The 25,575-nt window shown below is 72.9% G+C and carries 19 protein-coding genes and 3 pseudogenes; 10 read left to right on the top strand and 12 right to left on the bottom strand.

The annotated features are described in order from the left end of the window. Positions 1-132: 132 nt before the first annotated feature. The 8 genes and pseudogenes from rbsD to ACIF8T_RS00965 all read right to left on the bottom strand — a co-directional run bounded on the left by rbsD (position 133) and on the right by ACIF8T_RS00965 (position 7,829). A complete protein-coding gene (rbsD, locus tag ACIF8T_RS00930; RefSeq protein WP_400029771.1) occupies positions 133-522 on the bottom strand; it encodes a D-ribose pyranase in 390 nt (129 codons plus the stop codon). After that, positions 519-1,421, bottom strand: coding sequence for a ribokinase (locus tag ACIF8T_RS00935; RefSeq protein ID WP_400029773.1), 903 nt, complete (start codon positions 1,419-1,421; stop codon positions 519-521). Before ACIF8T_RS00935 ends, rbsD begins: the two co-directional genes overlap by 4 nt. A gap of 32 nt (positions 1,422-1,453) precedes the next feature. After that, a complete protein-coding gene (locus ACIF8T_RS00940) occupies positions 1,454-3,403 on the bottom strand; it encodes a substrate-binding domain-containing protein (RefSeq protein ID WP_400029775.1) in 1,950 nt (649 codons plus the stop codon). Further along, a complete protein-coding gene (locus ACIF8T_RS00945) occupies positions 3,393-4,925 on the bottom strand; it encodes a sugar ABC transporter ATP-binding protein (protein ID WP_400029777.1) in 1,533 nt (510 codons plus the stop codon). The genes ACIF8T_RS00940 and ACIF8T_RS00945 overlap by 11 nt, the downstream gene beginning before the upstream one ends. Continuing rightward, on the bottom strand, positions 4,922-5,950 hold the full coding sequence (locus tag ACIF8T_RS00950) for a LacI family DNA-binding transcriptional regulator (protein WP_400029779.1): 1,029 nt from the start codon (positions 5,948-5,950) through the stop codon (positions 4,922-4,924). Before ACIF8T_RS00950 ends, ACIF8T_RS00945 begins: the two co-directional genes overlap by 4 nt. Before the next feature lie 223 nt (positions 5,951-6,173). Then, positions 6,174-6,440: pseudogene (locus ACIF8T_RS00955) on the bottom strand (hypothetical protein); the annotation flags it as partial. A gap of 82 nt (positions 6,441-6,522) precedes the next feature. Continuing rightward, positions 6,523-7,419, bottom strand: coding sequence for a hypothetical protein (locus ACIF8T_RS00960; RefSeq protein ID WP_400031438.1), 897 nt, complete (start codon positions 7,417-7,419; stop codon positions 6,523-6,525). Continuing rightward, complete coding sequence (locus ACIF8T_RS00965) at positions 7,419-7,829, bottom strand: ATP-binding protein (protein WP_400029781.1); 411 nt, start codon at positions 7,827-7,829, stop codon at positions 7,419-7,421. Before ACIF8T_RS00965 ends, ACIF8T_RS00960 begins: the two co-directional genes overlap by 1 nt. Before the next feature lie 204 nt (positions 7,830-8,033). On the opposite strand from ACIF8T_RS00965, the gene ACIF8T_RS00970 reads away from it, so the two are divergent. The 4 genes from ACIF8T_RS00970 to ACIF8T_RS00985 all read left to right on the top strand — a co-directional run bounded on the left by ACIF8T_RS00970 (position 8,034) and on the right by ACIF8T_RS00985 (position 12,917). Further along, entirely contained in the window at positions 8,034-8,870 is an 837-nt protein-coding gene (locus ACIF8T_RS00970) for a helix-turn-helix domain-containing protein (protein ID WP_400029783.1), read from the top strand. A gap of 6 nt (positions 8,871-8,876) precedes the next feature. Then, positions 8,877-9,062 (top strand): DUF397 domain-containing protein, encoded by a 186-nt coding sequence (locus tag ACIF8T_RS00975; protein WP_400029785.1) that lies wholly within the window; start codon positions 8,877-8,879, stop codon positions 9,060-9,062. A 38-nt stretch (positions 9,063-9,100) separates the two neighbouring features. After that, on the top strand, positions 9,101-11,353 hold the full coding sequence (locus ACIF8T_RS00980) for an ATP-dependent RecD-like DNA helicase (RefSeq protein WP_400029787.1): 2,253 nt from the start codon (positions 9,101-9,103) through the stop codon (positions 11,351-11,353). Between the two features lie 274 nt (positions 11,354-11,627). Further along, positions 11,628-12,917, top strand: coding sequence for a citrate synthase (locus ACIF8T_RS00985; RefSeq protein ID WP_400029789.1), 1,290 nt, complete (start codon positions 11,628-11,630; stop codon positions 12,915-12,917). Between the two features lie 610 nt (positions 12,918-13,527). On the opposite strand, the gene ACIF8T_RS00990 is transcribed toward ACIF8T_RS00985, so the two are convergent. The 3 genes from ACIF8T_RS00990 to ACIF8T_RS01000 form a co-directional block, all read right to left on the bottom strand. Then, positions 13,528-15,774: a heavy metal translocating P-type ATPase gene (locus tag ACIF8T_RS00990; RefSeq protein ID WP_400029791.1), complete on the bottom strand. Its 2,247-nt coding sequence runs from the start codon at positions 15,772-15,774 to the stop codon at positions 13,528-13,530. 93 nt (positions 15,775-15,867) lie between these two features. Beyond that, positions 15,868-16,107 (bottom strand): heavy-metal-associated domain-containing protein, encoded by a 240-nt coding sequence (locus tag ACIF8T_RS00995; protein ID WP_400029793.1) that lies wholly within the window; start codon positions 16,105-16,107, stop codon positions 15,868-15,870. An 89-nt stretch (positions 16,108-16,196) separates the two neighbouring features. Then, positions 16,197-16,892, bottom strand: coding sequence for a TetR/AcrR family transcriptional regulator (locus ACIF8T_RS01000; RefSeq protein WP_400029795.1), 696 nt, complete (start codon positions 16,890-16,892; stop codon positions 16,197-16,199). Positions 16,893-17,054: 162 nt separating this feature from the next. Between ACIF8T_RS01000 and ACIF8T_RS01005 the strand changes: the two genes are divergently transcribed. Together ACIF8T_RS01005 and ACIF8T_RS01010 are read left to right on the top strand one after the other, a co-directional pair. Beyond that, a complete protein-coding gene (locus ACIF8T_RS01005) occupies positions 17,055-19,382 on the top strand; it encodes an MMPL family transporter (RefSeq protein ID WP_400029797.1) in 2,328 nt (775 codons plus the stop codon). Positions 19,383-19,534: 152 nt separating this feature from the next. Then, entirely contained in the window at positions 19,535-20,578 is a 1,044-nt protein-coding gene (locus ACIF8T_RS01010) for a zinc-dependent alcohol dehydrogenase family protein (protein WP_400029799.1), read from the top strand. Positions 20,579-20,629: 51 nt separating this feature from the next. Here ACIF8T_RS01010 and ACIF8T_RS01015 read toward each other — a convergent pair whose 3' ends face one another. Beyond that, positions 20,630-20,830, bottom strand: coding sequence for a MerR family transcriptional regulator (locus ACIF8T_RS01015; RefSeq protein ID WP_355788220.1), 201 nt, complete (start codon positions 20,828-20,830; stop codon positions 20,630-20,632). A gap of 385 nt (positions 20,831-21,215) precedes the next feature. Here ACIF8T_RS01015 and ACIF8T_RS01020 point away from each other — a divergent pair. The 4 genes and pseudogenes from ACIF8T_RS01020 to ACIF8T_RS01035 all read left to right on the top strand — a co-directional run. Further along, positions 21,216-21,314 (top strand): annotated as a pseudogene (locus tag ACIF8T_RS01020) (5-dehydro-2-deoxygluconokinase); the annotation flags it as partial. Positions 21,315-22,102: 788 nt separating this feature from the next. After that, positions 22,103-22,288, top strand: a pseudogene (locus tag ACIF8T_RS01025) (hypothetical protein); the annotation flags it as partial. A gap of 14 nt (positions 22,289-22,302) precedes the next feature. Further along, on the top strand, positions 22,303-23,805 hold the full coding sequence (gene mmsA, locus ACIF8T_RS01030; protein WP_400029801.1) for a CoA-acylating methylmalonate-semialdehyde dehydrogenase: 1,503 nt from the start codon (positions 22,303-22,305) through the stop codon (positions 23,803-23,805). Positions 23,806-24,108: 303 nt separating this feature from the next. Beyond that, the gene (locus tag ACIF8T_RS01035; RefSeq protein ID WP_400029803.1) at positions 24,109-25,506 is read left to right on the top strand and encodes an APC family permease; all 1,398 of its coding nucleotides are present in this window, start codon (positions 24,109-24,111) and stop codon (positions 25,504-25,506) included. The last annotated feature ends 69 nt before the right edge of the window (positions 25,507-25,575 follow it).

Raw genomic sequence — 25,575 nt, forward strand, 5'->3', positions numbered from 1 at the left:
CGGGTCGTACGGGGCATCAGGACTTCCGGGAGGGGGGATCCGGGGGGATCGCGGAGGTCCTGGGGGAGGGGAGACCGAGGGGGCACGGCCGACGGGCCGGGCCCCCTCGAAGCACGCCGGGGTGCCTCGGCCTCAGAAGAAGACCCCGCACCGCAGCAGCACGTTCGCGTACGGCCGTGCCTCCCCGGTCCGCACGACGAGCCGCGCCCCGGCCGACAGCTCCTTGAGGCGCGCGTGGGGGACCAGCTCCAGCGCGGGGAACCGCTCCGCCAGCAGGGCCGCCGCCGGGCCGTTCGCCGCCTCGACCTCCGCCGCCGCCGTCGCGCCCTCCACCACCAGCTCGGCCAGCAGGCCGTCCAGCACCTCGGCGAACGACGGCACCCCGGCCCGGAAGGCCAGGTCCACGACGCGCGGCCCCACCGGTACGGGCATGCCGGCGTCGCACACCAGTACCCCGTCCCCGTGGCCCAGCTCGGCCAGCGCGCCGGAGAGGTGACGATTCAGGATTCCGCCCTTCTTCACAGCGCGGCGACCTCCTCCGCGGTCGGGAAGGAGTCCTGCGCGCCCTGCCGGGTGACGGCCGCCGCGCCCACCCGGGCCGCGTACGCCGCCGCGTCGGCGAGGGACGCGCCCGCGCCCAGCCGGAAGGCGAGCGCGGCGGTGAACGCGTCGCCCGCGCCCGTGGTGTCCACGGCGGGCACCCGCACGGACGGCACCCGCGTGACACCCCGGGAGGACGCCACCAGCGCCCCCTCGGCGCCCAGCGTCACCACCACCGACCGCGGCCCCTTCGCGAGCAGCACCCGCGCCCAGTCCTCCGGGGCGTCCCCCACCCGGGCCTCCCCGAGGATCACCCGCGCCTCGTGCTCGTTGACGATCAGCGGGTCGCAGGCGGCCAGCACCTCTACGGGCAGCGGGCGCGGCGGCGACGGGTTCAGCACGAACCGGCTGCCCGGCGCCAGGTTCCGCACCACCTCCACGACCGTCTCCAGCGGGATCTCCAGCTGCGCCGAGACCACCCGGGACGCCTGGAACAGGCTCCCGGCCGCGCGGACGTCCTGCGGCGTCAGCCGGCCGTTGGCGCCCGGCGACACGACGATGCTGTTGTCCCCGGACGGGTCCACCGTGATCAGCGCGACCCCGGTCGGCGCACCGCCCACCAGGACGCCCACCGTGTCGACCCCGGCCGCCCGCTGCGAGTCCAGCAGCAGCCGGCCGTGCCCGTCGTCGCCGACCCGGGCCAGCAGGGCCGTACGGGCCCCGAGCCGGGCGGCGGCGACCGCCTGGTTCGCGCCCTTGCCGCCCGGGTGGACGGCCAGGTCGGAACCGAGCACCGTCTCGCCGGGGCCGGGCCGGCGCTCGACACCGATCACCAGGTCGGCGTTGGCCGACCCCACGACCAGGAGGTCGTAGTCGTACATGAAGCGTCTCCCTGTAGGGGTGGGTCGGGGCGTCAGCCGCCGAAGCCGGCCACGTTCTCCTCGGTGACCACCTTCACCGGCACCTTCACCGTCTCGGCGGTCCTGCCGCCGTCGGCCGCGCGCAGCGCGTTGGCGACCGCGATCCTGCCCAGTTCCCTCGGCTGCTGCGCGACGGACGCGTACAGCGTGCCCGCCTCGACCGCCTTGAGCCCGTCAGGCGTGCCGTCGAACCCGACGACCTGCACCGACTTCCCGGCCCTGGAGCCCAGCGCCTTGATCGCGCCGAGCGCCATCTCGTCGTTCTCGGCGAAGACGCCGTCGACGTCCGGGTGGGCCTGGAGGAGGTTGGTCATGACGTCCAGGCCCTTGGTGCGGTCGAAGTCCGCGGGCTGCCGCGCGACCACCTCGATGCCCGGGTAGGCCTTCAGGCCCTCGGCGAAGCCCGCGCCGCGCTCCCGGCTGGCGGAGGTGCCGGCCTGCCCCTGGAGGATGACGATGGTGCCCTTGCCGCCGAGCTTCTCGGCGAGCGCCTCGGCGCCCAGCCGGCCGCCCTCGACGTTGTCGGAGGCGATCAGCGCCGCCGTGTCGGCCTCGCTGACGCCCCGGTCGACGGCGACGACGGGGATGTCGGCCCGGTTCGCGGAGCGGACCGACGGGCCGGCCGCGTCCGAGTCCACCGGGTTGACGATGATCGAGCCGAGGCCCTCGCTGGTGAAGTTCTGCAGCTGGTTGGCCTGCTGGGAGGCGTCGTTCTGGGCGTCGGTGACCGTCAGGTCCACGCCCCGCCGCTTCGCCTCGGCCTCGGCGCCGGCCCGGATCTGCACGAAGAAGGGGTTGTTGAGGGTGGACAGCGACAGGCCGATCTTCTGCGTCCTCGCCTGCGGGGAGCCGCCGTGCAGGAACGACATCGCGCCCACCACCGCGGCCGCGACCACCGCGGCCAGCACGTACGTCGCCGCCTGCCGGCCCTTCCCGCCGCCCGGCGCGCCGGCCGCGGCCGGCGTGGCCCCCGCCTTGCGCCGCACCGTGTCCAGCAGGACCGCCAGCGCGATGACGACACCGATCACGACCTGCTGCCAGAACGCCGACACCGACAGCAGGTTGAGGCCGTTGCGCAGCACCGCCAGGATCAGCGCGCCGATCAGCGTGCCCGACGCCTTGCCGGTGCCGCCCGCGAGGGAGGCGCCGCCGATGACGACCGCGGCGATCGCGTCCAGCTCGTAGCCCTGGGCGGCCTGCGGCTGCGCCGAGGAGAGCCGGGCGGCCAGCACGATGCCCGCGGCGGCGGCGAACAGGCCCGACAGGGCGTAGACGGCGAGCTTCTGCCGCTTCACCCGCAGGCCGGACAGCCGGGCCGCCTCCTCGTTGCCGCCGATCGCGTACATCGACCGGCCGAGGTAGGTCCGGCCCAGCACGAACGCCGTGAGCAGGCCCACGACGACCATCACGAGCACCGGCACCGGCAGCCAGCCGCCCAGCGTGTCCCCGAGGTGCGAGACCGAGTCCGGGAACGCGATGGGCGAGCCCTGCGAGATCACCAGGGACAGGCCGCGCGCCACCGACAGCATGGCCAGCGTCGCGATGAACGGCGGCAGTTTGCCGTACGAGACCAGGAAGCCGTTGACCACACCGCACGCGATGCCGGTCACGACGGCCAGGAGCACGGCCAGCGGGACCGGGACGCCCTGGGAGGTCGCGCTCCAGGCGAGGACCGTCGCCGACAGCGCGGCCACCGAACCCACCGACAGGTCGATGCCCGCCGAGACGATCACGAAGGTGACGCCGAAGGCGAGGATCGCGGTGACGGCCGCCTGGACGCCGACGTTCAGCAGGTTGTCGGCGGTCAGGAAGTCGCCGGACAGCGCCGACATGGCGACGACCAGCACGATGAGCGCGGTCAGCGCGCCGTTGTCGAGCAGGAGGCGGCGCAGGCCCCCGGCGCCGGCCGCGCCCGTCGTGCTCTTGAGCGTGTCAGCGGCCACGGGGGGCCTCCTTCTCAGTCGTGGTTCCGGTGCCGGGCGTGCTGACGGCGAGTGCCATCACGGCGTCCTGCGTGGCCTCGCCGGCCGCGAGCTCGCCCGCGATCCGGCCCTGCGCCATCACCAGCACCCGGTCGCTCATGCCCAGCACCTCGGGCAGGTCGCTGGAGATCATCAGGACGGCGGCGCCCTGCGCGGTCAGTTCGTTGATCAGCTGGTAGATCTCGACCTTGGCGCCGACGTCGATGCCGCGCGTCGGCTCGTCGAGGATCAGCACCCTGGTGTCGGCCAGCAGCCACTTGCCGATGACGACCTTCTGCTGGTTGCCGCCGGAGAGGGTGCGCACGTGCTGCCCGAGCCCCGCCATCCGCACGCCGAGCTGCCCGGCGATCCGGGCGGCGGCCTCGCGCTGTCCCTTGAGGTCGACGAGGCCCGCGCGGGTCGCCGACCGCAGCGTCACCAGGCCGAGGTTCTCCGCCACCGAGGCGTCCAGCACGAGTCCCTGGCCCTTGCGGTCCTCGGGCACCAGCCCGACGCCCGCCGCCAGCGCCGCGCCCACGTCGTGGCGCCTGAGCGGCGTGCCCGCCACCGTCACCGTGCCCGCGTCGTACGGATCGGCGCCGAACACCGCCCGCACCACCTCCGTACGGCCGGCGCCGACCAGGCCCGCGATGCCGACGACCTCGCCGGCGCGCACCTCGAAGCCCACGTCGTGGAAGACGCCGTCGCGGGTCAGCCCCTCGACCCGGAGCAGCGGCTCACCGGCGGCGGGCCGCTCGCGCGGGTACTGCTGCTCGATCGACCGCCCGACCATGAGCCGGACCAGCTCGTCCTCGGGCGTGGACGCGGGCACCTGGCCGACGCTGCGGCCGTCGCGGATGACGGTCACCCGGTCGCCGAGGGCGGCGATCTCCTCCAGGTGGTGGGTGATGAACACGATCCCGACGCCGTCCGCGCGCAGCCTGCGCACGATCGCGAAGAGCCGGTCCACCTCCTCGGAGGTGAGCACGGCGGTCGGCTCGTCCATGATGAGCACGCGCGCGTCCAGGCTCAGCGCCTTGGCGATCTCCACCATCTGCAGGCGCGCGATGCCGAGGTCCCGCACCCGCGCGCGGGGCGACACGGTCACCCCGACCCGCTCCAGCAGGACGGCGGCCTCGGCCTCCATCCGCCGGCGGTCGATCATCCCGAAGCGGCGCGGCTGCCGCCCCAGGAAGATGTTCTCCGCGACCGTCAGGTCCGGCACCAGGTTGAACTCCTGGTAGATGGTGGCGATGCCGAGCCGCTCGGCGTCCTGCGCGCCCTGGATGCGCACCTGTTCGCCGCGGACCAGGATCCGCCCGGAGTCGGGCGTGTGGGCGCCCGACAGCGTCTTGATGAGGGTGCTCTTGCCGGCGCCGTTCTCGCCGAGCAGCACGTGCACCTCGCCGCGGCGCAGGTCGAAGTCGACGCCGTCGAGCGCGACCACGCCGGGAAAGGTCTTGCGGATGCCCTCGATGCGCAGCAACTCGTCCGGGTCGCTCACGTCGTACTCCTTCGTACGGGGGACAGTGCGGGGCCGGGCTCGCCGCACGAGCGGCGCACCACGAGCCGGGCGGGGAGGGTCACGGACTCGCCGGGCCGCCCCTCGATCAGGGCGACCAGCGCGCGCACGGCGGCCCGCCCCAGCTCGCCGGTGGGCTGGGCGATCGCGGTGACCGGCGGATCGGTGTGCACGAACCACCGGATGTCGTCGAACGCGGCCAGCGCGATGTCGTCGGGGACGCGCAGCCCGCGCGCGCGGACCGCGTCCAGCGCGCCGAGCGCCATCAGGTTGTCGGCGGCGAAGACGGCCTCGGGCGGCTCGGGCAGGTCGAGGAATCCCTCGGTGACCCGGCGGCCGCTGCCGGCCTGGAAGTCGCCCTGGCCGATGTAGGCGTCCGGGAGGTCCAGTCCGTACGCGGCCAGCGCCTCCCGGAACGCCTCGACGCGCTCCCGGCCGGTGGTGGTCGCCGCGGGGCCCGCGATGATCGCGAGCCGCCGGTGCCCGAGCCCGTGCAGGTGCGCCACGAGGGCCCGCACCGCGTCCCGCCCGTCCGCCCGGACGACCGGCACGTCCACGCCCGGGATCCACCGGTCGACGAACACCATCGGCGTTCCCGCGCGCGCGGCGTCCAGCATCAGCGGCGACCCGCCGTCGGTGGGGGAGACCAGCAGACCGTCGATCCGGCGGTCCAGCAGGGTCCGTACGTGGTGGTCCTGGAGGTCGGGCCGCTCGTCGGCGTTGCCGATGATCACGCTGTAGCCGAGCGCGCGGGCCTCCTCCTCCACGGACCGGGCCAGTTCGGTGAAGTAGGGGTTCATGACGTCGCTGATGACCAGGCCGAGGGTGCGGGTCTGGTCGGTGCGCAGGGAGCGGGCGACGGCGTTCGGGCGGTAGCCCAGGGCCTCGACGGCGGCCAGCACGCGCGTGCGCGCGTCCGTGCTGACCGACGGGTGCTCGTTCAGGACGCGCGAGACCGTCGCGACGGAGACGCCCGCCGCGGCGGCGACGTCCTTGATGCTCGCCATCGCCGCCCCACCTCCTCGTGGAATCGATTACATCGACGACAGGGAGGATTGGAATCGATTACACGGGCGTCAATCAAGCCCTCAACCACCACCCGAGACCGGATCGTGATGAAGGGCGCTCAGATGAGCGGGGCCCGGGGTGCGCGCTCTGCGCCCCGGGCCCTCGCAGCGCGCGGCCATGGCCCTGACCCTGAACGGCCTGTTCCACGACCGAGGAGGTCGCTCACCCGGCGGCGAACACCTGGGCCGCGTCCGTGGCGTGGACGGCCCGCTGGGCCCAGGTCTCCAGCCGGCCGAGGTCGGTGCAGGTGTCGACGCGCTGCCGGTCGGTGTCGGGCACCGGGATGCCGCGCCACTCCAGGATGCTGAGCACCATCTGCCGGCGGTCCTCGAGACGGCCTCCCTCTCGGCCTTCCTCCCGGCCCTCTTCCCGGCCTTCCTCGCGCACCTGCTCCGCCAGCGGGTGTCGCCAGAAGTACTGGATCGCCGTCATCGGGTCCCTCCGTATCTGCTTCGCCTGGGGGCGGGACGGGGCCGGCGGACGAGACGCCCGGCCGGCCCGCGTCCACCGGTCATCCGGCGGCGAACACCTGGGCCGCGTCCGTGGCGTGGACGGCCCGCTGGGCCCAGGTCTCCAGCCGGCCGAGGTCGGTGCAGGCGTCGACGCGCTGCCGGTCGGTGTCGGGCACCGGGATGCCGCGCCACTCCAGGATGCTGAGCACCATCTGCCGGCGGTCCTCGAGACGGCCCTCTTCCCGGCCTTCCTCCCGGCCTTCCTCGCGTACCTGCTCCGCCAGCGGGTGTCGCCAGAAGTACTGGATCGCCGTCATCAGGTCCCTCCACATCTGCTTCGCCTGGGGGTCGGCCAGGCACGAGTCGACGAACTGCACGAAGACCGCGGCACTGTCGGAGTCGATGGTCCGCAGGGCGGACGCCAGCGATTCCAGTATGGCCGGGGCCTGCGGGCCGCGCCCGTGTGTCATGGCCGAGAGCACCGCGAGGGGTACGTCCCGCTCGGCCTGCCGCTCGTCGGCGATCACCGGGACGTTGTCCGGGCCCAGGACGAGCGGCCGCACGGTCAGGGAGTTCCAGCCCGGGAACCCGAACCGGATGGGCCGGGCGGCCCACTTCGCCGTGGCGCTGCTCTGGGTGATGACGATGAGCACCGGCTCGCACCGGTACTTCTCGTAGAGGTAGGACAGGTAGTAGGGCCAACTGCCCCGTTTCCGCTCGTCCGCCTTCCCCTGCGACTCGACCACGAGGAGGTAGGTCCCCTCGTCCGTCTCCGCCCGCAGCAGTGTGTCCATCCGGCGTTCGACCGGTTCGATCTCCGTCAGGTCCACGTTCAGCGCGGCGATCTCCCGGGGTTCGGGGAACGGCACGTGCAGCACCCGCTGTAACGCCCGGGTCAGCAGGGCCGGGTCCTTCTGGAAGATGCGGTGCAGGGCCTCGTGCGAGGAGCCGACCATCACGCGGCCTCCAGTTCGCACCACACGTACTTCCCCCGGTCCCCGAACCGGGCCGACGGCTGCCACCCCCACAGGGCGGAGCAGGCCCGTACGAGCGCGAGCCCCCGCCCGTTCTCCAGTTCCCCCGTTCCGGTGAACGGCAAGGGCGGCCCGGGGGGTTGGGGGTCCGCGTCCCACGCTCCGATCCGCAGCGTGCCCGGCGGCGACCACCGGACCCGGAGGGCGGCGGGTCCCTCGGTGTGGCGCACGGCGTTGGAGACCAGCTCGGCCGCCGGCAGTTCGGCCACGTCGACGAGGCGGATCAGTCCGTGCAGGGTGAGGATCAGGCGGAGGGTGCGGCGGCTGACGGTGACGGCGCGGGGATCGTTGGGGATGTGGAGGGAGTACTCCCAGGCCTCGTTTTCGGGCATGCGTCAACTCCGTTCGTTCGGTGGGGAGTCGTGGGGACGGGCGGTGGCATGCCGCAGCCGTCCTGGCAGGAGGGCGCGGTGCGCTTCCGTAGAGTGATCGCTGTGTCACCGACGGTAGATCTAAATGTAGGGACGCTGCAAGTCGGTCGCGTAATCTGACGCCGAACGAGTCACGCCCACGGGCGTGTTGGGAGGAAGCGGCCGATGGTGAAGAGACGAGAGCCCACGGCGCGTCAGATGCGGCTGGCGACCGAGCTGCGCAGACTGCGCGAGGCCGCGGGGCTCACCTCCCGGCAGGCAGCCTCACTCCTCGGCGTGAGCCCGGCCCAGATCACCCACATCGAGTCCGCGCTCGCGGGCGTGAGCGAGCAGCGCGTCCGTCGCCTCGCCTCTCACTACGCCTGTACCGACGAGGAGTTCGTCGACGCCTTGGTGGCGATGGCCACCGACCGGACGCGCGGCTGGTGGGAGAAGTACCGGGGCCTGCTGCCCACGTCGTTCCTGGACCTGTCCGAGCTGGAACACCATGCCCGGTTCCTGCGGCACGTCGCGATTCTGTACGTGCCGGGCCTGCTGCAGACGGAGGAGTACTCGCGTGCCGTCTTCTCGTCCCGGCTGCCCGAACTGACCGGCGAGGAGATCGAGTTGCGCATCCAGCACCGTAAGGAGCGCCAGCAGTTCACCATCCCGTACGAAGCGGTGATCCACGAGGCCGCGCTGCGGATCAGGGTCAGCGACCGTGCCGCCTCGAGAGCCCAGCTCAAGCGGCTTGCCGAACTGTCCGAGGCAAGCCACATCACCGTGCGCGTCGTGCCCCTGGACCGGGACGACTTCGCGAGCGCGTCGAGCACGATGAGCTACGTGGGCGGCCCGCTGCCCAAACTGGACACCGTGGTCCGGGACGCGCTGCACGGGTCCGCCTTCCTCGATTCCGAGGCTCAGATCAACACCTACCGAACGAGTTTTCGTAAGGTGGAGGCCGCGTCACTTGACCCCGGACAGTCGCGCGACTTCATCCGCAGGCTGGCGAAGGAGCTCTGAGTTGCCATGGACACCCCCGACAACTGGCGGAAGTCGTCCTACTCGGGCCCGGGCGACGGCAACGAGTGCGTAGAGATCGCCACCACCCCCACCCACGTCCTTCTCCGTGACTCGAAAGCCCCCGCCCGAGCCGCTCTCGCCTTCCCCGTCTCCGTCTTCGCCCCCTTCCTCGAAGCCCTGAAGAGGAACTGAGCCGCGGGCTTGTCACACCCCACCGGTACCGTCGGATCATGACCAACCAGTCGGGGAACCCCACCGGCGAACGACGGCTCGCCGTCCTCGAAGGCGTGCTGGAGCGCATCACGTACGCCAACGAGGAGAACGGCTACACGGTCGCCCGGGTCGACACCGGCCGAGGCGCGGGCGACCTGCTCACGGTCGTCGGCGCGCTGCTCGGCGCCCAGGTCGGCGAGTCCCTGCGCATGGAGGGCCGCTGGGGCTCGCACCCGCAGTACGGGAAGCAGTTCCACGTCGAGAACTACACGACGGTCCTGCCCGCCACCGTCCAGGGCATCCGCCGCTACCTCGGCTCCGGCCTGGTCAAGGGCATCGGCCCGGTCTTCGCCGACCGCATCACCCAGCACTTCGGGACGGACACCCTCCGGATCATCGAGGAGGAGCCGAAGCGGCTGATCGAGGTCCCCGGGCTCGGCCCGAAGCGGACGAAGAAGATCGCCGACGCCTGGGAGGAGCAGAAGGCGATCAAGGAGGTCATGCTCTTCCTCCAGACGGTGGAGGTGTCCACGTCGATCGCCGTGCGGATCTACAAGAAGTACGGCGACGCCTCGATCTCCGTGGTGAAGAACCAGCCCTACCGGCTGGCCGCCGACGTCTGGGGCATCGGCTTCCTCACCGCGGACAGGATCGCCCAGTCCGTCGGCATCCCGCACGACAGCCCCGAGCGCGTCAAGGCGGGTCTGCAGTACGCCCTGTCCCAGTCCGCCGACCAGGGCCACTGCTACCTGCCCGAGGAGCAGTTGATCAAGGACGCGGTCAAGCTGCTCCAGGTCGACACGGGCCTGGTCATCGAGTGCCTCGCCGAGCTGGCCGTGCCGCCGGAGGACGGCGAGGACCCCGGCGTCGTACGCGAGAAGGTCCCCGGTCCCGACGGCGGCGAGCCCGTCACCGCGATCTACCTCGTCCCCTTCCACCGCGCCGAACTCTCCCTCTCCGCCCAGCTCTTGCGCCTGCTGCGCACCGAGGAGGACCGGATGCCGGGCTTCCGGGACGTGGACTGGGGCCGGGCGCTGACCTGGCTCAAGGGGCGTACGGGGGCCGACCTCGCGCCGGAGCAGGAGGCGGCCGTCCGGCTCGCCCTCACCGAGAAGGTCGCGGTCCTCACCGGCGGCCCGGGCTGCGGCAAGTCCTTCACGGTCCGCTCGGTCGTGGAGCTGGCCCGTGCCAAGCAGGCCAAGGTGGTGCTGGCCGCGCCGACCGGCCGGGCCGCCAAGCGCCTGTCGGAGCTGACCGGGGCCGAGGCCTCCACCGTCCACCGCCTGCTGGAGCTCAAGCCCGGCGGCGACGCCGCCTACGACCGGGACCGTCCGCTCGACGCCGACCTGGTGGTGGTCGACGAGGCCTCCATGCTGGACCTGCTGCTCGCCAACAAGCTCGTCAAGGCGGTGCCGCCGGGCGCGCACCTGCTGTTCGTCGGCGACGTGGACCAGCTGCCCAGCGTCGGCGCCGGCGAGGTCCTGCGGGACCTGCTGGCCGACGGCGGCCCGGTCCCGGCCGTGCGCCTGACCCGCGTCTTCCGCCAGGCCCAGCAGTCGGGCGTGGTGACCAACGCGCACCGCATCAACGCCGGACAGCACCCGGTCACCGACGGCATGAAGGACTTCTTCCTCTTCGTCGAGGAGGACACGGAGGCCGCCGGGCGGCTCACGGTGGACGTCGCGGCCCGGCGGATTCCGGCCAAGTTCGGCCTCGACCCGCGCCGGGACGTGCAGGTGCTGGCGCCGATGCACCGGGGCCCGGCGGGCGCCGGCACGCTCAACGGCCTGCTCCAGCAGGCCGTCACCCCGGGCCGCCCCGACCTGCCCGAGAAGCGGTTCGGCGGCCGGGTCTTCCGCGTCGGCGACAAGGTGACCCAGATTCGCAACAATTACGACAAGGGCAAGAACGGTGTCTTCAACGGCACCGTGGGCGTGGTCACCGCGCTCGACCCGGTCGACCAGCGCCTGACGGTGCTGACGGACGAGGACGAGGAGGTGCCGTACGAGTTCGACGAGCTGGACGAGCTGGCCCACGCGTACGCCGTGACCATCCACCGCTCGCAGGGCAGCGAGTACCCGGCGGTCGTCATCCCGGTGACCACGGGCGCCTGGATGATGCTCCAGCGCAACCTGCTCTACACGGCGGTCACCCGCGCCAAGCGGCTGGTGGTCCTCGTCGGCTCCCGCAAGGCGATCGGGCAGGCGGTGCGCACGGTGTCGGCGGGCCGGCGCTGCACGGCCCTGGACTTCCGGCTCGCCGGATCCTGACCGGCGGGCCGGCCCCGGACCGCCGCCGGTCGATCCGCCGCAAATCGCCCTCCGGAGCGGCCCCCCGGAAAAAATGATCGATCAAACGAGTCGTGAAGGTCACAAGGCACTTCCCCAAGGGGAACACAAGGGGCAGGATGAGCAAGTTGACGGCACTGAGTGCCGCCAATAGGCCCGATGGTCGACCCCGAGTGCACTCTCCTGAGCCAAGTGGGGGATGGTAGAGACAGTCAGGGCACCTCGAAGATGAGGCACAACGTCGGTGAGGGAAGACGTGAGCGACAACTCTGTAGTACTGCGGTACGACGGCAACGAGTACACCTACCCGGTGATCGACAGCACCGTCGGTGACAAGGGCTTCGACATCGGCAAGCTCCGCGCCCAGACCGGTCTGGTGACGCTGGACAGCGGCTACGGCAATACCGCCGCCTACAAATCCGGCATCACCTACCTCGACGGCGAGCAGGGCATCCTGCGGTACCGCGGCTACCCGATCGAGCAGCTGGCGGAGCGCTCCACCTTCCTGGAGGTCGCCTACCTGCTCATCAACGGCGAGCTGCCGACCGTCGACCAGCTCACCGCGTTCAAGAACGACATCACGCAGCACACCCTGCTGCACGAGGACGTCAAGAACTTCTACCGGGGCTTCCCGCGCGACGCCCACCCGATGGCCATGCTGTCGTCGGTCGTCTCCGCGCTGTCCACCTTCTACCAGGACAGCCACAACCCGTTCGACGAGCGGCAGCGCAACCTCTCCACGATCCGCCTGCTCGCCAAGCTCCCGACGATCGCTGCCTACGCGTACAAGAAGTCGATCGGCCACCCGTTCGTCTACCCGCGCAACGACCTCGGCTACGTCGAGAACTTCCTGCGCATGACCTTCTCGGTCCCCGCCCAGGAGTACGAGCTCGACCCGATCGTGGTCTCCGCCCTGGACAAGCTGCTCATCCTGCACGCGGACCACGAGCAGAACTGTTCGACCTCCACCGTCCGCCTGGTCGGCTCCTCGCAGGCGAACATGTTCGCCTCGATCTCCGCCGGCATCAACGCGCTGTGGGGCCCGCTGCACGGCGGCGCCAACCAGTCCGTGCTGGAGATGCTGGAGGGCATCCGCGACTCCGGCGGCGACGTGGACTCCTTCATCCGCAAGGTGAAGAACAAGGAGGACGGCGTCCGCCTGATGGGCTTCGGCCACCGGGTCTACAAGAACTTCGACCCGCGCGCCAAGATCATCAAGGCCGCCGCGCACGACGTGCTGTCCGCCCTCGGCAAGTCCGACGAGCTGCTGGACATTGCGCTGAAGCTGGAGGAGCACGCGCTCTCCGACGACTACTTCGTCTCGCGCAGCCTCTACCCGAACGTCGACTTCTACACCGGCCTGATCTACCGGGCCATGGGCTTCCCGACCGAGATGTTCACGGTCCTGTTCGCCCTCGGCCGCCTGCCGGGCTGGATCGCCCAGTGGCACGAGATGATCAAGGAGCCGGGCTCGCGCATCGGCCGCCCCCGCCAGATCTACACGGGTGTCGTCCAGCGCGACTTCGTGCCGGTCGAGGAGCGCTGACCGCCGGCCGCCGGGCCTGACCCGCCGGGCCTGACCCGCCGGGTCGGGCCCGAGCGGTCCCGCACGCAGCAGAAGGCGCCCTGGCGCCGGTCCCCCCACGGGCCGGCGACCAGGGCGCCTTCCCATGTCCCGGTGCGGATTCCCCCCACGGGATCCGGCCGGGCGTCTGAAGACAGCGCCTGAATCGCTGTGTGAGCGAAACGAGCAAAACTCGTCGCGCTCGGGTGATGCCGTCGTGCTGTGCGGTCTGCCGGGACAGCGCACGTCGGGAGGGCCGCTCAAAGCTTCCCGGTGTACGTGTCCCGGCAACGCACCTCTGAGGAAGTCCCCCAAGACATCCTCAGATGCCAGGAAGCGCCCCCCAAGACGCTGCCCGACATCGCCAACTTAGACCTTCGAACCCCTTCGATGGTTACGTTCACATCACTGTGATCTGCGTCTCTTGCATTTGTCCGTTAGGTACGCAAGTACCGGGTACGGCGAACGAGGTCCAAGCGTAAGGATGATGCGCAAGGCTTGTGAAGAGCTTATGTGAGGGTCGTACCGGACTCCATAGCGGCTCCCGGTTCCGCGGCGATGAATCCCGTTCCGGCGCCGTCCCGGTGCCGGGTCAGCGGAATGCCCGCAGCCGCAGGCTGTTGGTCACCACGAACACCGACGAGAAGGCCATCGCCGCCCCGGCGATCATCGGGTTCAGCAGGCCGGCGGCGGCCAGCGGCAGCGCGGCCACGTTGTACCCGAAGGCCCACACCAGGTTGCCCTTGATCGTGGCCAGCGTCCGGCGCGACAGGCGGATCGCGTCCGCCGCCGCCCGCAGGTCGCCGCGGACCAGCGTCAGGTCCCCGGCCTCGATCGCCGCGTCCGTGCCGGTGCCCATCGCCAGACCCAGGTCGGCGGCGGCCAGCGCGGCCGCGTCGTTGACCCCGTCGCCCACCATGGCGACGCACCGCCCCTCGGCCTGCAGCCGCCGGACGACGTCCACCTTGTCCTCGGGGAGCACCTCGGAGATCACCCGGTCGATGCCGACGCCGCGCGCCACGCTCTCGGCGACCGTCCGGTTGTCCCCGGTCAGCAGCACCGGCGTGAGGCCCAGCGCGCGCAGCGCGCGGACCGCCTCGGCGCTGGTCTCCTTGACCGCGTCCGCCACGGCGAGGACGCCGCGCGCCGCCCCGTCCCAGCCGACCACGACGGCCGTGCGCCCGGCGCGCTCGGCCTCCTCCCGGGCGCGGGCCAGCTCCGCGGGCAGGTCGTCGAAGAGGCGCCCCACGGCGACCTCGTGGCCCGCCACGCGCCCGCGCACGCCCCTTCCCGGGACGCTCGCGAAGTGCTCGGCCGGCGGCAGGGGCCCGATCCGCTCCTCGGCGCCCGCGGCGACGGCCCGCGCGACCGGGTGCTCGGAGGCGTGCTCCAGGGCGCCCGCGAGGCGCAGCACCTCCTTCTCGTCGGTGCCGTCGGCGGCGTGCACCTCCTGGAGGGTCATCCGGCCGGTGGTGACCGTGCCCGTCTTGTCCAGCACGACGGTGTCGATCCGGCGGGTGGACTCCAGCACCTCCGGGCCCTTGATGAGGATGCCGAGCTGCGCCCCGCGTCCCGTGCCCACCATCAGCGCGGTCGGGGTGGCCAGGCCCAGGGCGCACGGACAGGCGATGATCAGCACCGCGACGGCGGCGGTGAACGCGGCGACGGCGTCCCCGGTGAGGCCCAGCCAGGCCCCCGCCGTGCCCGCCGCGACCAGCAGCACCGCCGGCACGAAGACGCCGGCGATCCGGTCGGCCAGCCGCTGCACCTCGGCCTTGCCGCTCTGCGCGTCCTCCACGAGCTTCGCCATCCGGGCGAGCCGGGTGTCGGCGCCGACGCGGGTGGCCTCGACGACGATCCGGCCGCCCGCGTTGACCGTGGCCCCGGTGACCGCGTCGCCGACCGCGACGTCCACCGGCACGGACTCGCCGGTCAGCATTGAGGCGTCCACGGCGCTGCCGCCCTCGACGACGGTGCCGTCGGTGGCGATCTTCTCGCCGGGGCGCACGACGAACCGGTCGCCGACGGCCAGCCGGTCCGCCGGGACGCGCACCTCGCGCCCGTCCCGCAGGACGGCCACGTCCTTGGCGCCCAGGTCCATCAGGGCCCGCAGCGCGGCTCCCGCGCGGCGCTTGGAGCGGGCCTCCAGCCAGCGGCCGAGCAGGATGAAGGCGGTGACGCCGGCGGCGACCTCCAGGTAGATCGTGGCGGCGCCGTCCGCGCGCGCGACGGTGAGCTCGAAGGGGTGCCGCATGCCCGGCATGCCCGCGTCCCCGAGGAACAGCGCCCACAGGGACCAGCCGAAGGCGGCCAGCGTGCCGATCGAGACCAGCGTGTCCATGGTGGCCGCGCCGTGCCGGGCGTTCGTCCAGGCGGCCCGGTGGAAGGGCAGGCCGCCCCAGACGACCACGGGCGCGGCGAGGGTGAGGGAGAGCCACTGCCAGTGGTCGAACTGGAGGGCCGGAACCATCGCGAGCAGGACGACGGGCAGGGCGAGGAGCGCGCAGACGGTGAGGCGCCGGCGCAGGGCCGTCAGCTCGGGGTCCGCCCCGGGCCCGTCCGCGCCGTCCGCCGGCGGCTCCTCCCGCACGGGCTCCTGCGCGGTGTACCCGGTCCTCACCACGGTGGCTATCAGGTCGCCGACGTCCAGGTCCGCGGGGCAGGTCACCCGGGCCTTCTCGGTCGCGTAGTTGACCGTGGCGGTGACGCCGTCCATGCGGTTGAGCTTCTTCTCGACGCGGGCCGCGCAGGAGGCGCAGGTCATGCCGCCGATGAGCAGCTCGACCTCACGGGCCTGCGGTCCGGTGTCCGCCGGTGCCCGGTCGGTGGTGCTGGTCATGTCCGTACTCCAGGAAGTCCACGACGCCGGGGGCGGGCCGGGCCGGACGGGCCGGTGCGGCCCGGGGTCCGCGCCCCCGCGGCTCGGGCGTGGTCAGGCCTTGCCGACCAGTTCGAAGCCGGCCTCGTCGACGGCGGCGCGCACGGCCTCCTCGTCGAGCGGGGCGGCGGAGGTGACGGTGACCTCGCCGCTCGACGCGACGGCCTGCACCGAGCTGACGCCGGGAATCGAGGAGATCTCCCCGGAGACGGCGCCCTCGCAGTGTCCGCAGCTCATCCCGCTCACCTTGTAGACGGTGACGACGGAACCCTCGGTGTCGGTGTGGGCGGTCATGTCGTACTCCTCATCGGGCGTTCGAGGCAGGTGGGACGGAGGGAGCCCCAGGGGGCTCCACGCTCACCAGACTATACCCCTAGGGGGTATTAGTCCACGACCAGGGGGTCGAGGTAGCGGAAGACGGCGTGCTTCAGCTCCCGGACGTAGGCCTCGCGCTCGGCCCCCTCGTGGGCCAGGACCAGCTCCAGGCCGGACTTGTAGATGCCCAGGCACATCCGCGCGACGCGGGCGGTCTCGGCGGGCGGGGTGTCCTCCGGCAGGAACGGCGTCAGCAGCGCCTCGATGCGGCCGACGAGGGTGGCGTGCAGCGCGTCGTGCTCCTCGGCCATGCGGCCCGGGACGTCGGGGCCGTGCATCAGCGCGAAGAAGACCGGATGGCGGCAGTTGAAGTCGATGAAGCGGTCGACCGCCGCGGCGACGGCCTCCTCCAGCGGGGTGGCCGGATCGACCGGCGCCAGCGCCTCCCCGTACGCCTCCCGCATCTCGTGCATGAGCCGCCCGCCCAGCTCGATCGCGATCGCTTCCTTGTTTGGGAAGAACTGGTACAGCGTGCCCGGCGAGACGCCCGCCTCGCGGGCGATCGCGTTGGTGCTGGCCGCCGTGTAGCCGGTCGTACAGAAGACGGAGGCGGCCGCCTCCAGCAGCTGGGTGATCCGCCGCTCGCCGCGCGCCTGCCGGCGCCGCGGCCGGGCCTCGGGGGCCCCGTCCTCCCCGGACGTCCCCTGCTCGGACGTCCCCTGCTCGGCCGTCTCCTTGTCGGGCTTCTCGGGCTTCTCGGGCACGCGTGATCCTCGGTTCTCGGACGCGATTGACAAACGCGAGATGTCGCTCGCATTCTGGTGGTGGACGAAAATGCGAGCGAGCTCTCGTGTTCTCCAGTCTAGGGCAGCTCCGCGCCGTCCGGCTGCGCACGGACACGGGCACGGTGAAGGGGACACCGCACGATGACCGAAGTCAACACGCCACCGCGTGTCCGGGGCTGGATCCGTTTCGTCACCGCCCGGCCCCGGCTGTCGCTGCTGGCCGCCCTGGTGCTCACCGCGCTCGCGGTGCTGGCCGGCGGCGGGGTCGGCGACCGCCTGGGGGCCGGCGGCTGGGAGGACCCGGACGCGGAGTCCACCTACGCGACCAGGGCGCTGGAGCGGGAGTTCCCCGGCTCCCGGCCCAACCTGCTGCTCCTCGTCGACGCGGGCCGCGCCTCGGTCGACGACCCGGCCGTCGCCGCGCAGGCCCGGCGCCTCGCGGAGCGCCTCGCCGGCGAGCGGGGCGTCACCGGCGTCGGCTCCTACTGGCGGTCCGGCACACCCGCCCTCCGCGCGCAGGACGGCCACGAGGCGCTGATCGCCGCCCGCATCACGGGCGACGAGAAGCGGGCGGGGGAGACCCTCGACCGCCTCGCGCCCCGCTACCGGGGCGCTCACGGCCCGGTGGAGGTCACCGTCGGCGGCCCGGTCGCCGTGCGGCACGAGATGCAGACGATCATCCAGGAGGACCTGGTCCGGGCCGAGCTGATCGCCCTGCCCGTGACCCTCGTCCTGCTGGTGACGGTCTTCGGCAGCGCGGTCGCGGCCCTGCTGCCCCTCGGCATCGGCATCGTCGCCGTCCTCGGCACCAACGCGGTGCTGCGCGGCCTCACCGAGTTCACCGACGTGTCCGTCTTCGCGCTGAACCTCACCACGGCCCTCGGACTCGGCCTCGCCGTCGACTACGCCCTGTTCATCGTCCGCCGTTTCCGGGAGGAGTTGTCCGCGGGCGCCGAACCGGTGACGGCGATCGGCACCACCCTGCGCACGGCCGGCCGCACGGTGCTCTTCTCCGCCCTCACGGTCGCGGTGTCGCTCGCGGCGATGCTGCTCTTCCCGCAGTACTTCCTGCGGTCCTTCGCCTACGCCGGCATCGCCGTGGTGCTGCTGGCCGCGGCGGCCGCGCTGATCCTGCTCCCGGCGGCCCTGGTCCTGCTCGGGCACCGGATCGACGCCCTCGACCTGCGGCGCCTGTTCCGGCGCGGCCGGCCCGCCGGGAGCTCCGGCGCCGCCCCGGGTTCCCCGGGCGAGCCGGGCGCGGGGTGGGCGCGCGCGGCGGCGCTCGTCATGCGCCGTGCCCCGTTCTTCGCGCTGGGCACCACGGCCGTGCTGGTCCTGCTCGGGCTGCCGTTCCTGGGGGTGAGGTTCGGCACCGCCGACGACCGCCAGCTGCCCTCCACCGCCGAGTCGCACGTCGTGCAGCAGCACATCCGGGACGGCTTCCCCGGCAGCCCCGGCGGCGGCCTCGACGTCCTCGCGGAGGGACCCGCGACCCGGGAGCAGTACGCCGCCTACAAGGAGCGGATCGCCCGCCTGCCCGAGGTGCTGCGGGTCGACGGGCCCCTGGTGAAGGGCGACACGGCGTACTTCACGGTGCTGCCCCGGGGCGAGGCGGTGGACGAACCCGCACAGCGCCTGGTGTCCGACCTGCGCGCCGTGGACGCCCCCTTCGGCACGAAGGTGACCGGCACGGCGGCCGTCCTGGTCGACTCCAAGGACGCGCTGGCCGAGCGCCTGCCGGAGGCGGCCGCCCTCGTCGCGGCCGTCACCCTCCTGCTGGTCTTCCTCCTGACCGGCAGCGTGCTCGTACCGGTCCAGGCGGTGGTGCTCAACGCGCTGAGTCTGACGGCCATGTTCGGCGCGGTCGTCTGGGTCTTCCAGGACGGCCACCTCTCCGGCCTGCTCGGCTTCACCAGTACCGGCTCCATAGAGACGACCCTCCCGGTCCTGATGTTCTGCGTGGCCTTCGGCCTGTCCATGGACTACGGCGTGTTCCTGCTCTCCCGGATCAAGGAGGAGTACGACCACACCGGCGACCACGACCGGGCGGTCCGGACCGGTCTGCGGCGCACGGGCGGACTGATCACCGCGGCGGCGGTCATCCTGGCCGTGGTGATGGTGGCCATCGGCACCTCCCGCGTCACCAACACCAAGATGCTCGGCCTGGGCATCGCCCTGGCGGTCCTCATGGACGCGATGGTCGTCCGCAGCCTGCTGGTTCCCGCGGTCATGCGCCTGACCGGCCGCGCGACCTGGTGGGCACCGGCCCCGCTGCGCCGCTTCCACGCACGGTTCGGGCTGAGCGAGGGGGAGCCGTCGGGGACCGGCGCTGCCGGGGCCGTGACCGGTGCGGGGGCGGATGCCGGGACGGAAGCGGGCACGGGTGCAGGAGCCGGGGCCGAGGTCGGGGCTGGGGGCCATGGGGGCGAGCGGGACGGCGGCCGGGACAAGGCGGAGGTGGGTCGGTAGCGTTCCGCGGGAGCGGTGATCGCGCGGCGGGCGGAACCGGATCGACGAGATCCGCCGAGGCCCGCGCGGCTCACGGGCCCGCGCGGCTCACGGGCCCGCGGAATCCACCGGTCTCTCCCGGAGAACCCGACGACAGAAGCGAGGGGCGGCGTATGCGGGCCGTGGTGTTCGAGCGGTACGGGGAGCCGGCCGACGTGCGGGAGGTGCCGGACCCCCGGCCCGCCCCGCACGGGGTCGTGGTGCGTGTGGAGGCCACCGGCCTGTGCCGCAGCGACTGGCACGGCTGGCAGGGCCACGACCCGGACATCACGCTGCCGCACGTCCCCGGTCATGAACTCGCCGGTGTCGTCGAGGCGGTGGGCGACCGGGTGACCGGCTGGCGCGCGGGCGACCGGGTCACCGTGCCCTTCGTCTGCGCCTGCGGCACCTGCCCGGCCTGTGCGGCGGGCGACCAGCAGGTGTGCGAGCGGCAGACCCAGCCGGGCTTCACCCACTGGGGCTCCTTCGCCCAGTACGTGGCGCTGGACCACGCCGACGTCAACCTCGTCGCCGTCCCCGAGGGCCTGTCCTTCGCGACGGCGGCCTCGCTGGGGTGCCGGTTCGCCACCGCCTACCGCGCGGTGGTGCACCAGGGCAGGGTCGCGGCCGGGGAGTGGGTCGCGGTGCACGGCTGCGGCGGGGTGGGCCTGTCGGCGGTGATGATCGCGGCGGCGTCGGGGGCCCGGGTCGTCGCCGTCGACGTGTCACCGCACGCCCTCGATCTCGCGCGCAGCTTCGGGGCCGCGGAGTGCGTGGACGCGTCGCGCGCCGCGGACCCGGCGGAGGCGGTCCGCGCGCTCACCGGCGGCGGCGCCCACCTCTCCCTGGACGCCCTCGGCTCGCCCGTGACCTGCGCCGCGTCCGTGCACGGCCTGCGCCGCCGCGGCCGGCACGTCCAGGTCGGCCTGCTGCCCTCGCCGAGCGGCACGACCCCGGTCCCCATGGCCCGCGTGATCGCCCTGGAGCTGGAGCTGCTCGGCAGCCACGGCATGGCCGCGCACGCCTACCCGCCGATGCTGGAGCTGGTCAGGACGGGCGTGCTGCGCCCCGACCTCCTGGTGACCGCCACCGTCCCGCTGGACGGGGCCCCGTCGGCACTGGCGGCGATGGGGACGGCACCGGGGGCCGGGGTGACGGTCGTCGAGCCGTGGAGCTGACCACCTGCCCGGCGTGGGGGACCCGGTGGGGCTGACGACCGGGCGGGGGGCTCAGTCCTCCCTGCGGCCGCGGTTGCCGGGCCGGGAGGCCACCCAGGCCCGGACCGTGTCCGCGTACCAGTAGGGCTTGCCGCCCTCCACGTGGTCGGGAGGGGGCAGCAGGCCGTGCTTGCGGTACGAGCGGACGGTGTCCGGCTGCACCCGGATGTGCGCCGCGATCTCCTTGTAGGACCAGAGCCTGCGGTCGGTCATGAGTTGCACCTCCCTGCGCGCGCCGCGGCGGCGGCCGGGGGCGGCCGTCCGGGGGAGCCGGGCGCTGCGCTGGCGATCACCAAACGGTGTGTCCGGTGAACGACGCGGAGTGACGGCCGGGCAGGGGCTGTGGGCCGGATGTGACGGAAGGCCCGCGCACACGGGACATGTGTGACACGACGCGGGTTCTTGTGACACGGCTGACGCAAAGGCGTGCGCCGGCCCGTCGGCGGGGCGCGTCGACCCGGGACGGCGGCGAGCCGCCCCTGCCCCCGCTGCGGAGGAAAGGGCTGGGCAAAGTCTCGTCCGAATGTCCGGACAAAACATTGACAGGGTGTCACGCCGCGGACTACAAAACGGGAGAGCCGACACCGGAGGAAAGCCGATGGCGTACGACCTGATCACCGCGGGGCGGATCGGGGTGGACCTCCACCCGCTCCGGACGGGCGTCCCGCTGCCGCAGGTCACGTCGTCCGGCGGGTTCCTCGGCCAGGTCCCGCGCGACTCCGGCGCCGACGACCGCCGGGTCGCCCCGGTGCCCGGCCTGCCGGCCCCGGACCCGGGGACGACCGTGCGGCACGGCGACGCCGCAGGTGCCCTCGCCGCCTCCCGCCCGCAGTGTTCCTCCGCGGTGCCGGTCCCCGGCGAGGCGGGGGCGGCACTCGCCGCGGGAGCCGTACGGTGACCATCGACGTCACCGGACTCGCCCTGCGGGGCGGGGAAGCGGGGAACACCAGGACACGTCCTGCGGCGAGTGCGCCGCGGCCGCCGACGGTGCGCGGTCCGGCGCCGTGCCGGTCCTTGCCGTCGCCCGGCGGGCCGGTCGCTGCCGTACGCCCCGGACGGCGACGCGGCCGTCGCCGTGCACGCCGCCGCGGGGCCGCTGTGTCCCTCCGCCGCCCGGGCGGGCGCCGCACCGCCCGGGCCCCGATCGCCTCCGGCGCGGAAGACCGCTTCGCCCTGGCAGGAGCGAAGCGCGGGCGACGACTCCCCGCCCGCTTCGGTCCCGCGCCGGAGGTCCGCCCGCGGGCGGCTGCCGCACACCGTGCCGGACACACGGCCCACCGGGCCGGACGCACCGTCCACCGAGCCGGACACACCACCTGCCGTGCGGGACACCGTGCCCGCCGAGCAGGGCACACCGCCCGCCGTGTCGGACACACTGGAGGAGAGGGCTCCAGCACCACGGCCGGCCCCACCACCGACCCCGCGGCCGGCCCCACCACCGACCCCGCGGCCGGCCCCACCGCCGACCCCGCGGCCCGCATCACCGCCGGCCCCGCGGACACTCCCACATGTGTCTACGCGGAGACCCGAACGGCAGACACAGTGTCGGGCGCGCCTCCCGCCCGGGCCTGGTGGGATGGACCCGTGGCCGAGACCGCGAGCGGACCGCCCGCGGTCACGGCACCTGAGCTGTACGCACGGCACGTCTCCACCCGACGCCGCCATCTGTGAAGGAGTTCTCGGTCATGACGAAGATCGTCAACCACTGGATCGGCGGCAAGACCGCCGAAGGCGCCTCGGGTACGTACGGGCCGGTGACCAACCCGGCGACCGGCGCGGTCACCACGAAGGTCGCGTTCGCGTCCGTGGCGGAGGTGGACGCGGCCGTCGCCGCCGCGAAGGAGGCGTTCGCCACCTGGGGCCAGTCCTCGCTGGCCCAGCGCACCTCCATCCTGTTCCGCTTCCGCGCGCTGCTCGACGCGCACCGCGACGAGATCGCCGAGCTGATCACCGCCGAGCACGGCAAGGTGCACTCCGACGCCCTCGGCGAGGTGGCGCGCGGCCTGGAGATCGTCGACCTGGCGTGCGGCATCACCGTGCAGCTGAAGGGCGAGCTGTCCACCCAGGTCGCGAACCGCGTCGACGTGGCCGCGATCCGCCAGCCGCTCGGCGTGGTCGCGGGCATCACGCCGTTCAACTTCCCGGCGATGGTGCCGATGTGGATGTTCCCGATCGCCATCGCGTGCGGCAACACGTTCGTGCTGAAGCCGTCGGAGAAGGACCCGTCGGCGTCCGTCAAGCTCGCCGAGCTGCTGGCGGAGGCCGGGCTGCCCGACGGCGTCTTCAACGTCGTGCACGGCGACAAGGTGGCCGTCGACCGCCTGCTGGAGCACCCGGACGTCAAGGCGGTCTCCTTCGTAGGCTCCACCCCGATCGCCCGTTACATCCACACCACCGCCTCCGCGAACGGCAAGCGCGTCCAGGCGCTCGGCGGTGCCAAGAACCACATGCTGGTGCTGCCCGACGCCGACCTCGACGCGGCGGCCGACGCGGCCGTGTCGGCGGCGTACGGCTCGGCGGGCGAGCGCTGCATGGCGATCTCGGCGGTGGTCGCGGTCGGCGCGATCGGCGACGAGCTGGTGGAGAAGATCCGCGAGCGCGCCGAGAAGATCAAGATCGGTCCCGGCGACGACCCGGCGTCCGAGATGGGCCCGCTGATCACCAAGGCCCACCGGGACAAGGTGGCGTCCTATGTGACCGGCGCGGCCGAGGAGGGCTGCGAGGTCGTCCTGGACGGCACCGGCTACACCGTCGACGGCCACGAGGACGGCCACTGGATCGGCATCTCCCTGCTGGACAGGGTGCCGACCGGTGCGAAGGCGTACCGGGACGAGATCTTCGGCCCGGTGCTGTGCGTGCTGCGCGCCGAGACGTACGAGGAGGCGATCGACCTGATCAACGCCTCGCCGTTCGGCAACGGCACCGCGATCTTCACCCGGGACGGCGGCGCGGCCCGCCGCTTCCAGCTGGAGGTCGAGGCCGGCATGGTCGGCGTGAACGTGCCGATCCCGGTCCCGGTCGGCTACCACTCCTTCGGCGGCTGGAAGGACTCGCTCTTCGGCGACCACCACATCTACGGCAACGACGGCACGCACTTCTACACCCGCGGCAAGGTCGTCACCACCCGCTGGCCCGACCCGGCCGACGCCCCGGCGGGCGTGGACCTGGGCTTCCCGCGCAACCACTGAGTCCCCGCGCTCAGCCCCCGTGAGGCCGTCCGGTATGCGGACGGCCTCATTTTTTTGCGCCCGCGCGCTGCGGTTCCCGCAGGACCCCGATGCGCGCCAGGGGCGGGCTGTTACTGCCGTAAACGACAGATCGGCCGCCTGAGATCTACGGATTCCGTAGATGAACACCCATTGACGTGCTGGTTTTCGTCGGGGTTCCATGCAGCGCCGGGAGCGGACGACACCACGTACGAGCAAGCCGCCGGAGGCGATAGACGCTCCCGCCCGAACCAGCGCCGCACGACACGATCGGAAACCGCCCGCATGACCGACACGCTCCGCCCTGTCGAGACCGACGTCCCCGGGACACCGGACAGCCCCCGCACGCTCAAGCGCTCCATCGGGGTCGTCGGCGGCACGCTCCTGACCCTCTCCTGCGTGACGCCCGCCTCCACCCTGTTCGTGGTCGTGCCCGACCTGTTCGGCTCGCTCGGCACCGCCACCGCGCTGACGATCGCGATCGGCTCGCTGCTCTGTATCGCCGTGGCGTTCTGCTACTCGGAGCTGGGCACCCTCATCCCCAGCGCGGGCGGCGAGTACGCCATGGTCTCGACACTGGCCGGACGGCTCGCGGGCTGGCTGGTGTTCGTGCTGTCCCTGCTGGTCGTCATGATCGTCCCGCCGGTCATCGCGATGGGCACGGCCGACTACCTCGCGCCGGTCGTGGACCTCGCCCCGTCGGTCGCGGGCGCCTCGGTCATGCTGCTCGCCACCCTCGCCGGTCTGCTCGACCTGCGCGCCAACGCCTGGATCACCGGCGTCTTCCTGGTCCTGGAGGTCGTCGCGGCGGCCGTGGTGGCCGTGCTGGGCTTCGCCCACGCCGAGCGCGGACCCGGCAGCCTCGCCACGATGCAGGTGGCCGGCACGGACGGCGGCACGGACGTCGTGACGGGCCTGCTGGTCGTCTCCGGCCTCGCCATCGCCCTCTTCGTCACCCAGGGCTTCTCCACCGCCGTCTACCTCTCCGAGGAGCTGGAGAACCCGCGCCGCACGGTCGCCCGCACGGTCCTGGCCACCCTCGCCATCTCCGCCGTCATCATCCTGGTCCCGGTCGTCGCCATCACGATGGGCGCCGCCGACCTCCAGGAGCTCACCAGCGGCGACATCAGCGGCATGGTCACCGCCTGGTCCAACTCGGCCGTCGGCACCTTCGTCAGCCTCTGCGTGGCCCTCGCGATCATCAACGCGGGCATCGTCATGGTCATCCAGAACTCCCGGGTGCTGTTCGCCTCCGCCCGCGACAAGGCCTGGCCCGAGCCCGTCAACCGCCTCTTCGCCAAGCTCGGCCGCTTCGGCTCCCCCTGGGTCTCCACGCTCATGGTCGGCGTGCCCGGCGCGGCCCTGTGCTTCGTCAACCTGGACACCCTGTACGGCGTGACGGGCGTCTCCGTCACCGGCATGTACCTGCTCGTCGCGATCGCCGCCCTGTTCGCCCGGCGCGGCGCCCACCGGGAGACGCCCGCCTGGCGCATGCCGCTGTGGCCCGCCGCCCCGGTCCTGCTGATCGCGGTCCTGGCGTACATCCTCAGCCGGCAGGAGACGGTCCACCTGCTGCTGACCGGCGGCATCACCGCCGCGGCCACGCTCTACTGGGCCCTGTACCTCCGCCCGCGCCGCGACACCCGCTGGCTGGTGACGCTGCCGGAGGACGCGCGGGCCTGACGCGGGCGCCCCGCGCCCCCGTCCCGCCCTTTCCGTCCCGCACCCCGTCCCGTACCGCGCCGGTCCCGT

It is taken from the genome of Streptomyces sp. NPDC085946, assembly GCF_044540485.1.
Taxonomy (GTDB): domain Bacteria; phylum Actinomycetota; class Actinomycetes; order Streptomycetales; family Streptomycetaceae; genus Streptomyces.

Bases quoted from the DNA above. Each gene is read 5' to 3' on its own strand.
- ACIF8T_RS01010 (WP_400029799.1), top strand. From the start codon at position 19,535: ATGCGGGCCGTGGTGTTCGAGCGGTACGGGGAGCCGGCCGACGTGCGG.
- ACIF8T_RS00960 (WP_400031438.1), bottom strand. From the start codon at position 7,419: ATGGTCGGCTCCTCGCACGAGGCCCTGCACCGCATCTTCCAGAAGGAC.
- ACIF8T_RS01015 (WP_355788220.1), bottom strand. From the start codon at position 20,830: ATGACCGACCGCAGGCTCTGGTCCTACAAGGAGATCGCGGCGCACATC.
- ACIF8T_RS00975 (WP_400029785.1), top strand. From the start codon at position 8,877: ATGGACACCCCCGACAACTGGCGGAAGTCGTCCTACTCGGGCCCGGGC.
- ACIF8T_RS00950 (WP_400029779.1), bottom strand. From the start codon at position 5,950: ATGGCGAGCATCAAGGACGTCGCCGCCGCGGCGGGCGTCTCCGTCGCG.
- ACIF8T_RS00970 (WP_400029783.1), top strand. From the start codon at position 8,034: ATGGTGAAGAGACGAGAGCCCACGGCGCGTCAGATGCGGCTGGCGACC.
- ACIF8T_RS00965 (WP_400029781.1), bottom strand. From the start codon at position 7,829: ATGCCCGAAAACGAGGCCTGGGAGTACTCCCTCCACATCCCCAACGAT.
- ACIF8T_RS00990 (WP_400029791.1), bottom strand. From the start codon at position 15,774: ATGACCAGCACCACCGACCGGGCACCGGCGGACACCGGACCGCAGGCC.
- ACIF8T_RS01005 (WP_400029797.1), top strand. From the start codon at position 17,055: ATGACCGAAGTCAACACGCCACCGCGTGTCCGGGGCTGGATCCGTTTC.
- ACIF8T_RS00935 (WP_400029773.1), bottom strand. From the start codon at position 1,421: ATGTACGACTACGACCTCCTGGTCGTGGGGTCGGCCAACGCCGACCTG.
- ACIF8T_RS00995 (WP_400029793.1), bottom strand. From the start codon at position 16,107: ATGACCGCCCACACCGACACCGAGGGTTCCGTCGTCACCGTCTACAAG.
- ACIF8T_RS00980 (WP_400029787.1), top strand. From the start codon at position 9,101: ATGACCAACCAGTCGGGGAACCCCACCGGCGAACGACGGCTCGCCGTC.
- ACIF8T_RS01035 (WP_400029803.1), top strand. From the start codon at position 24,109: ATGACCGACACGCTCCGCCCTGTCGAGACCGACGTCCCCGGGACACCG.
- mmsA (WP_400029801.1), top strand. From the start codon at position 22,303: ATGACGAAGATCGTCAACCACTGGATCGGCGGCAAGACCGCCGAAGGC.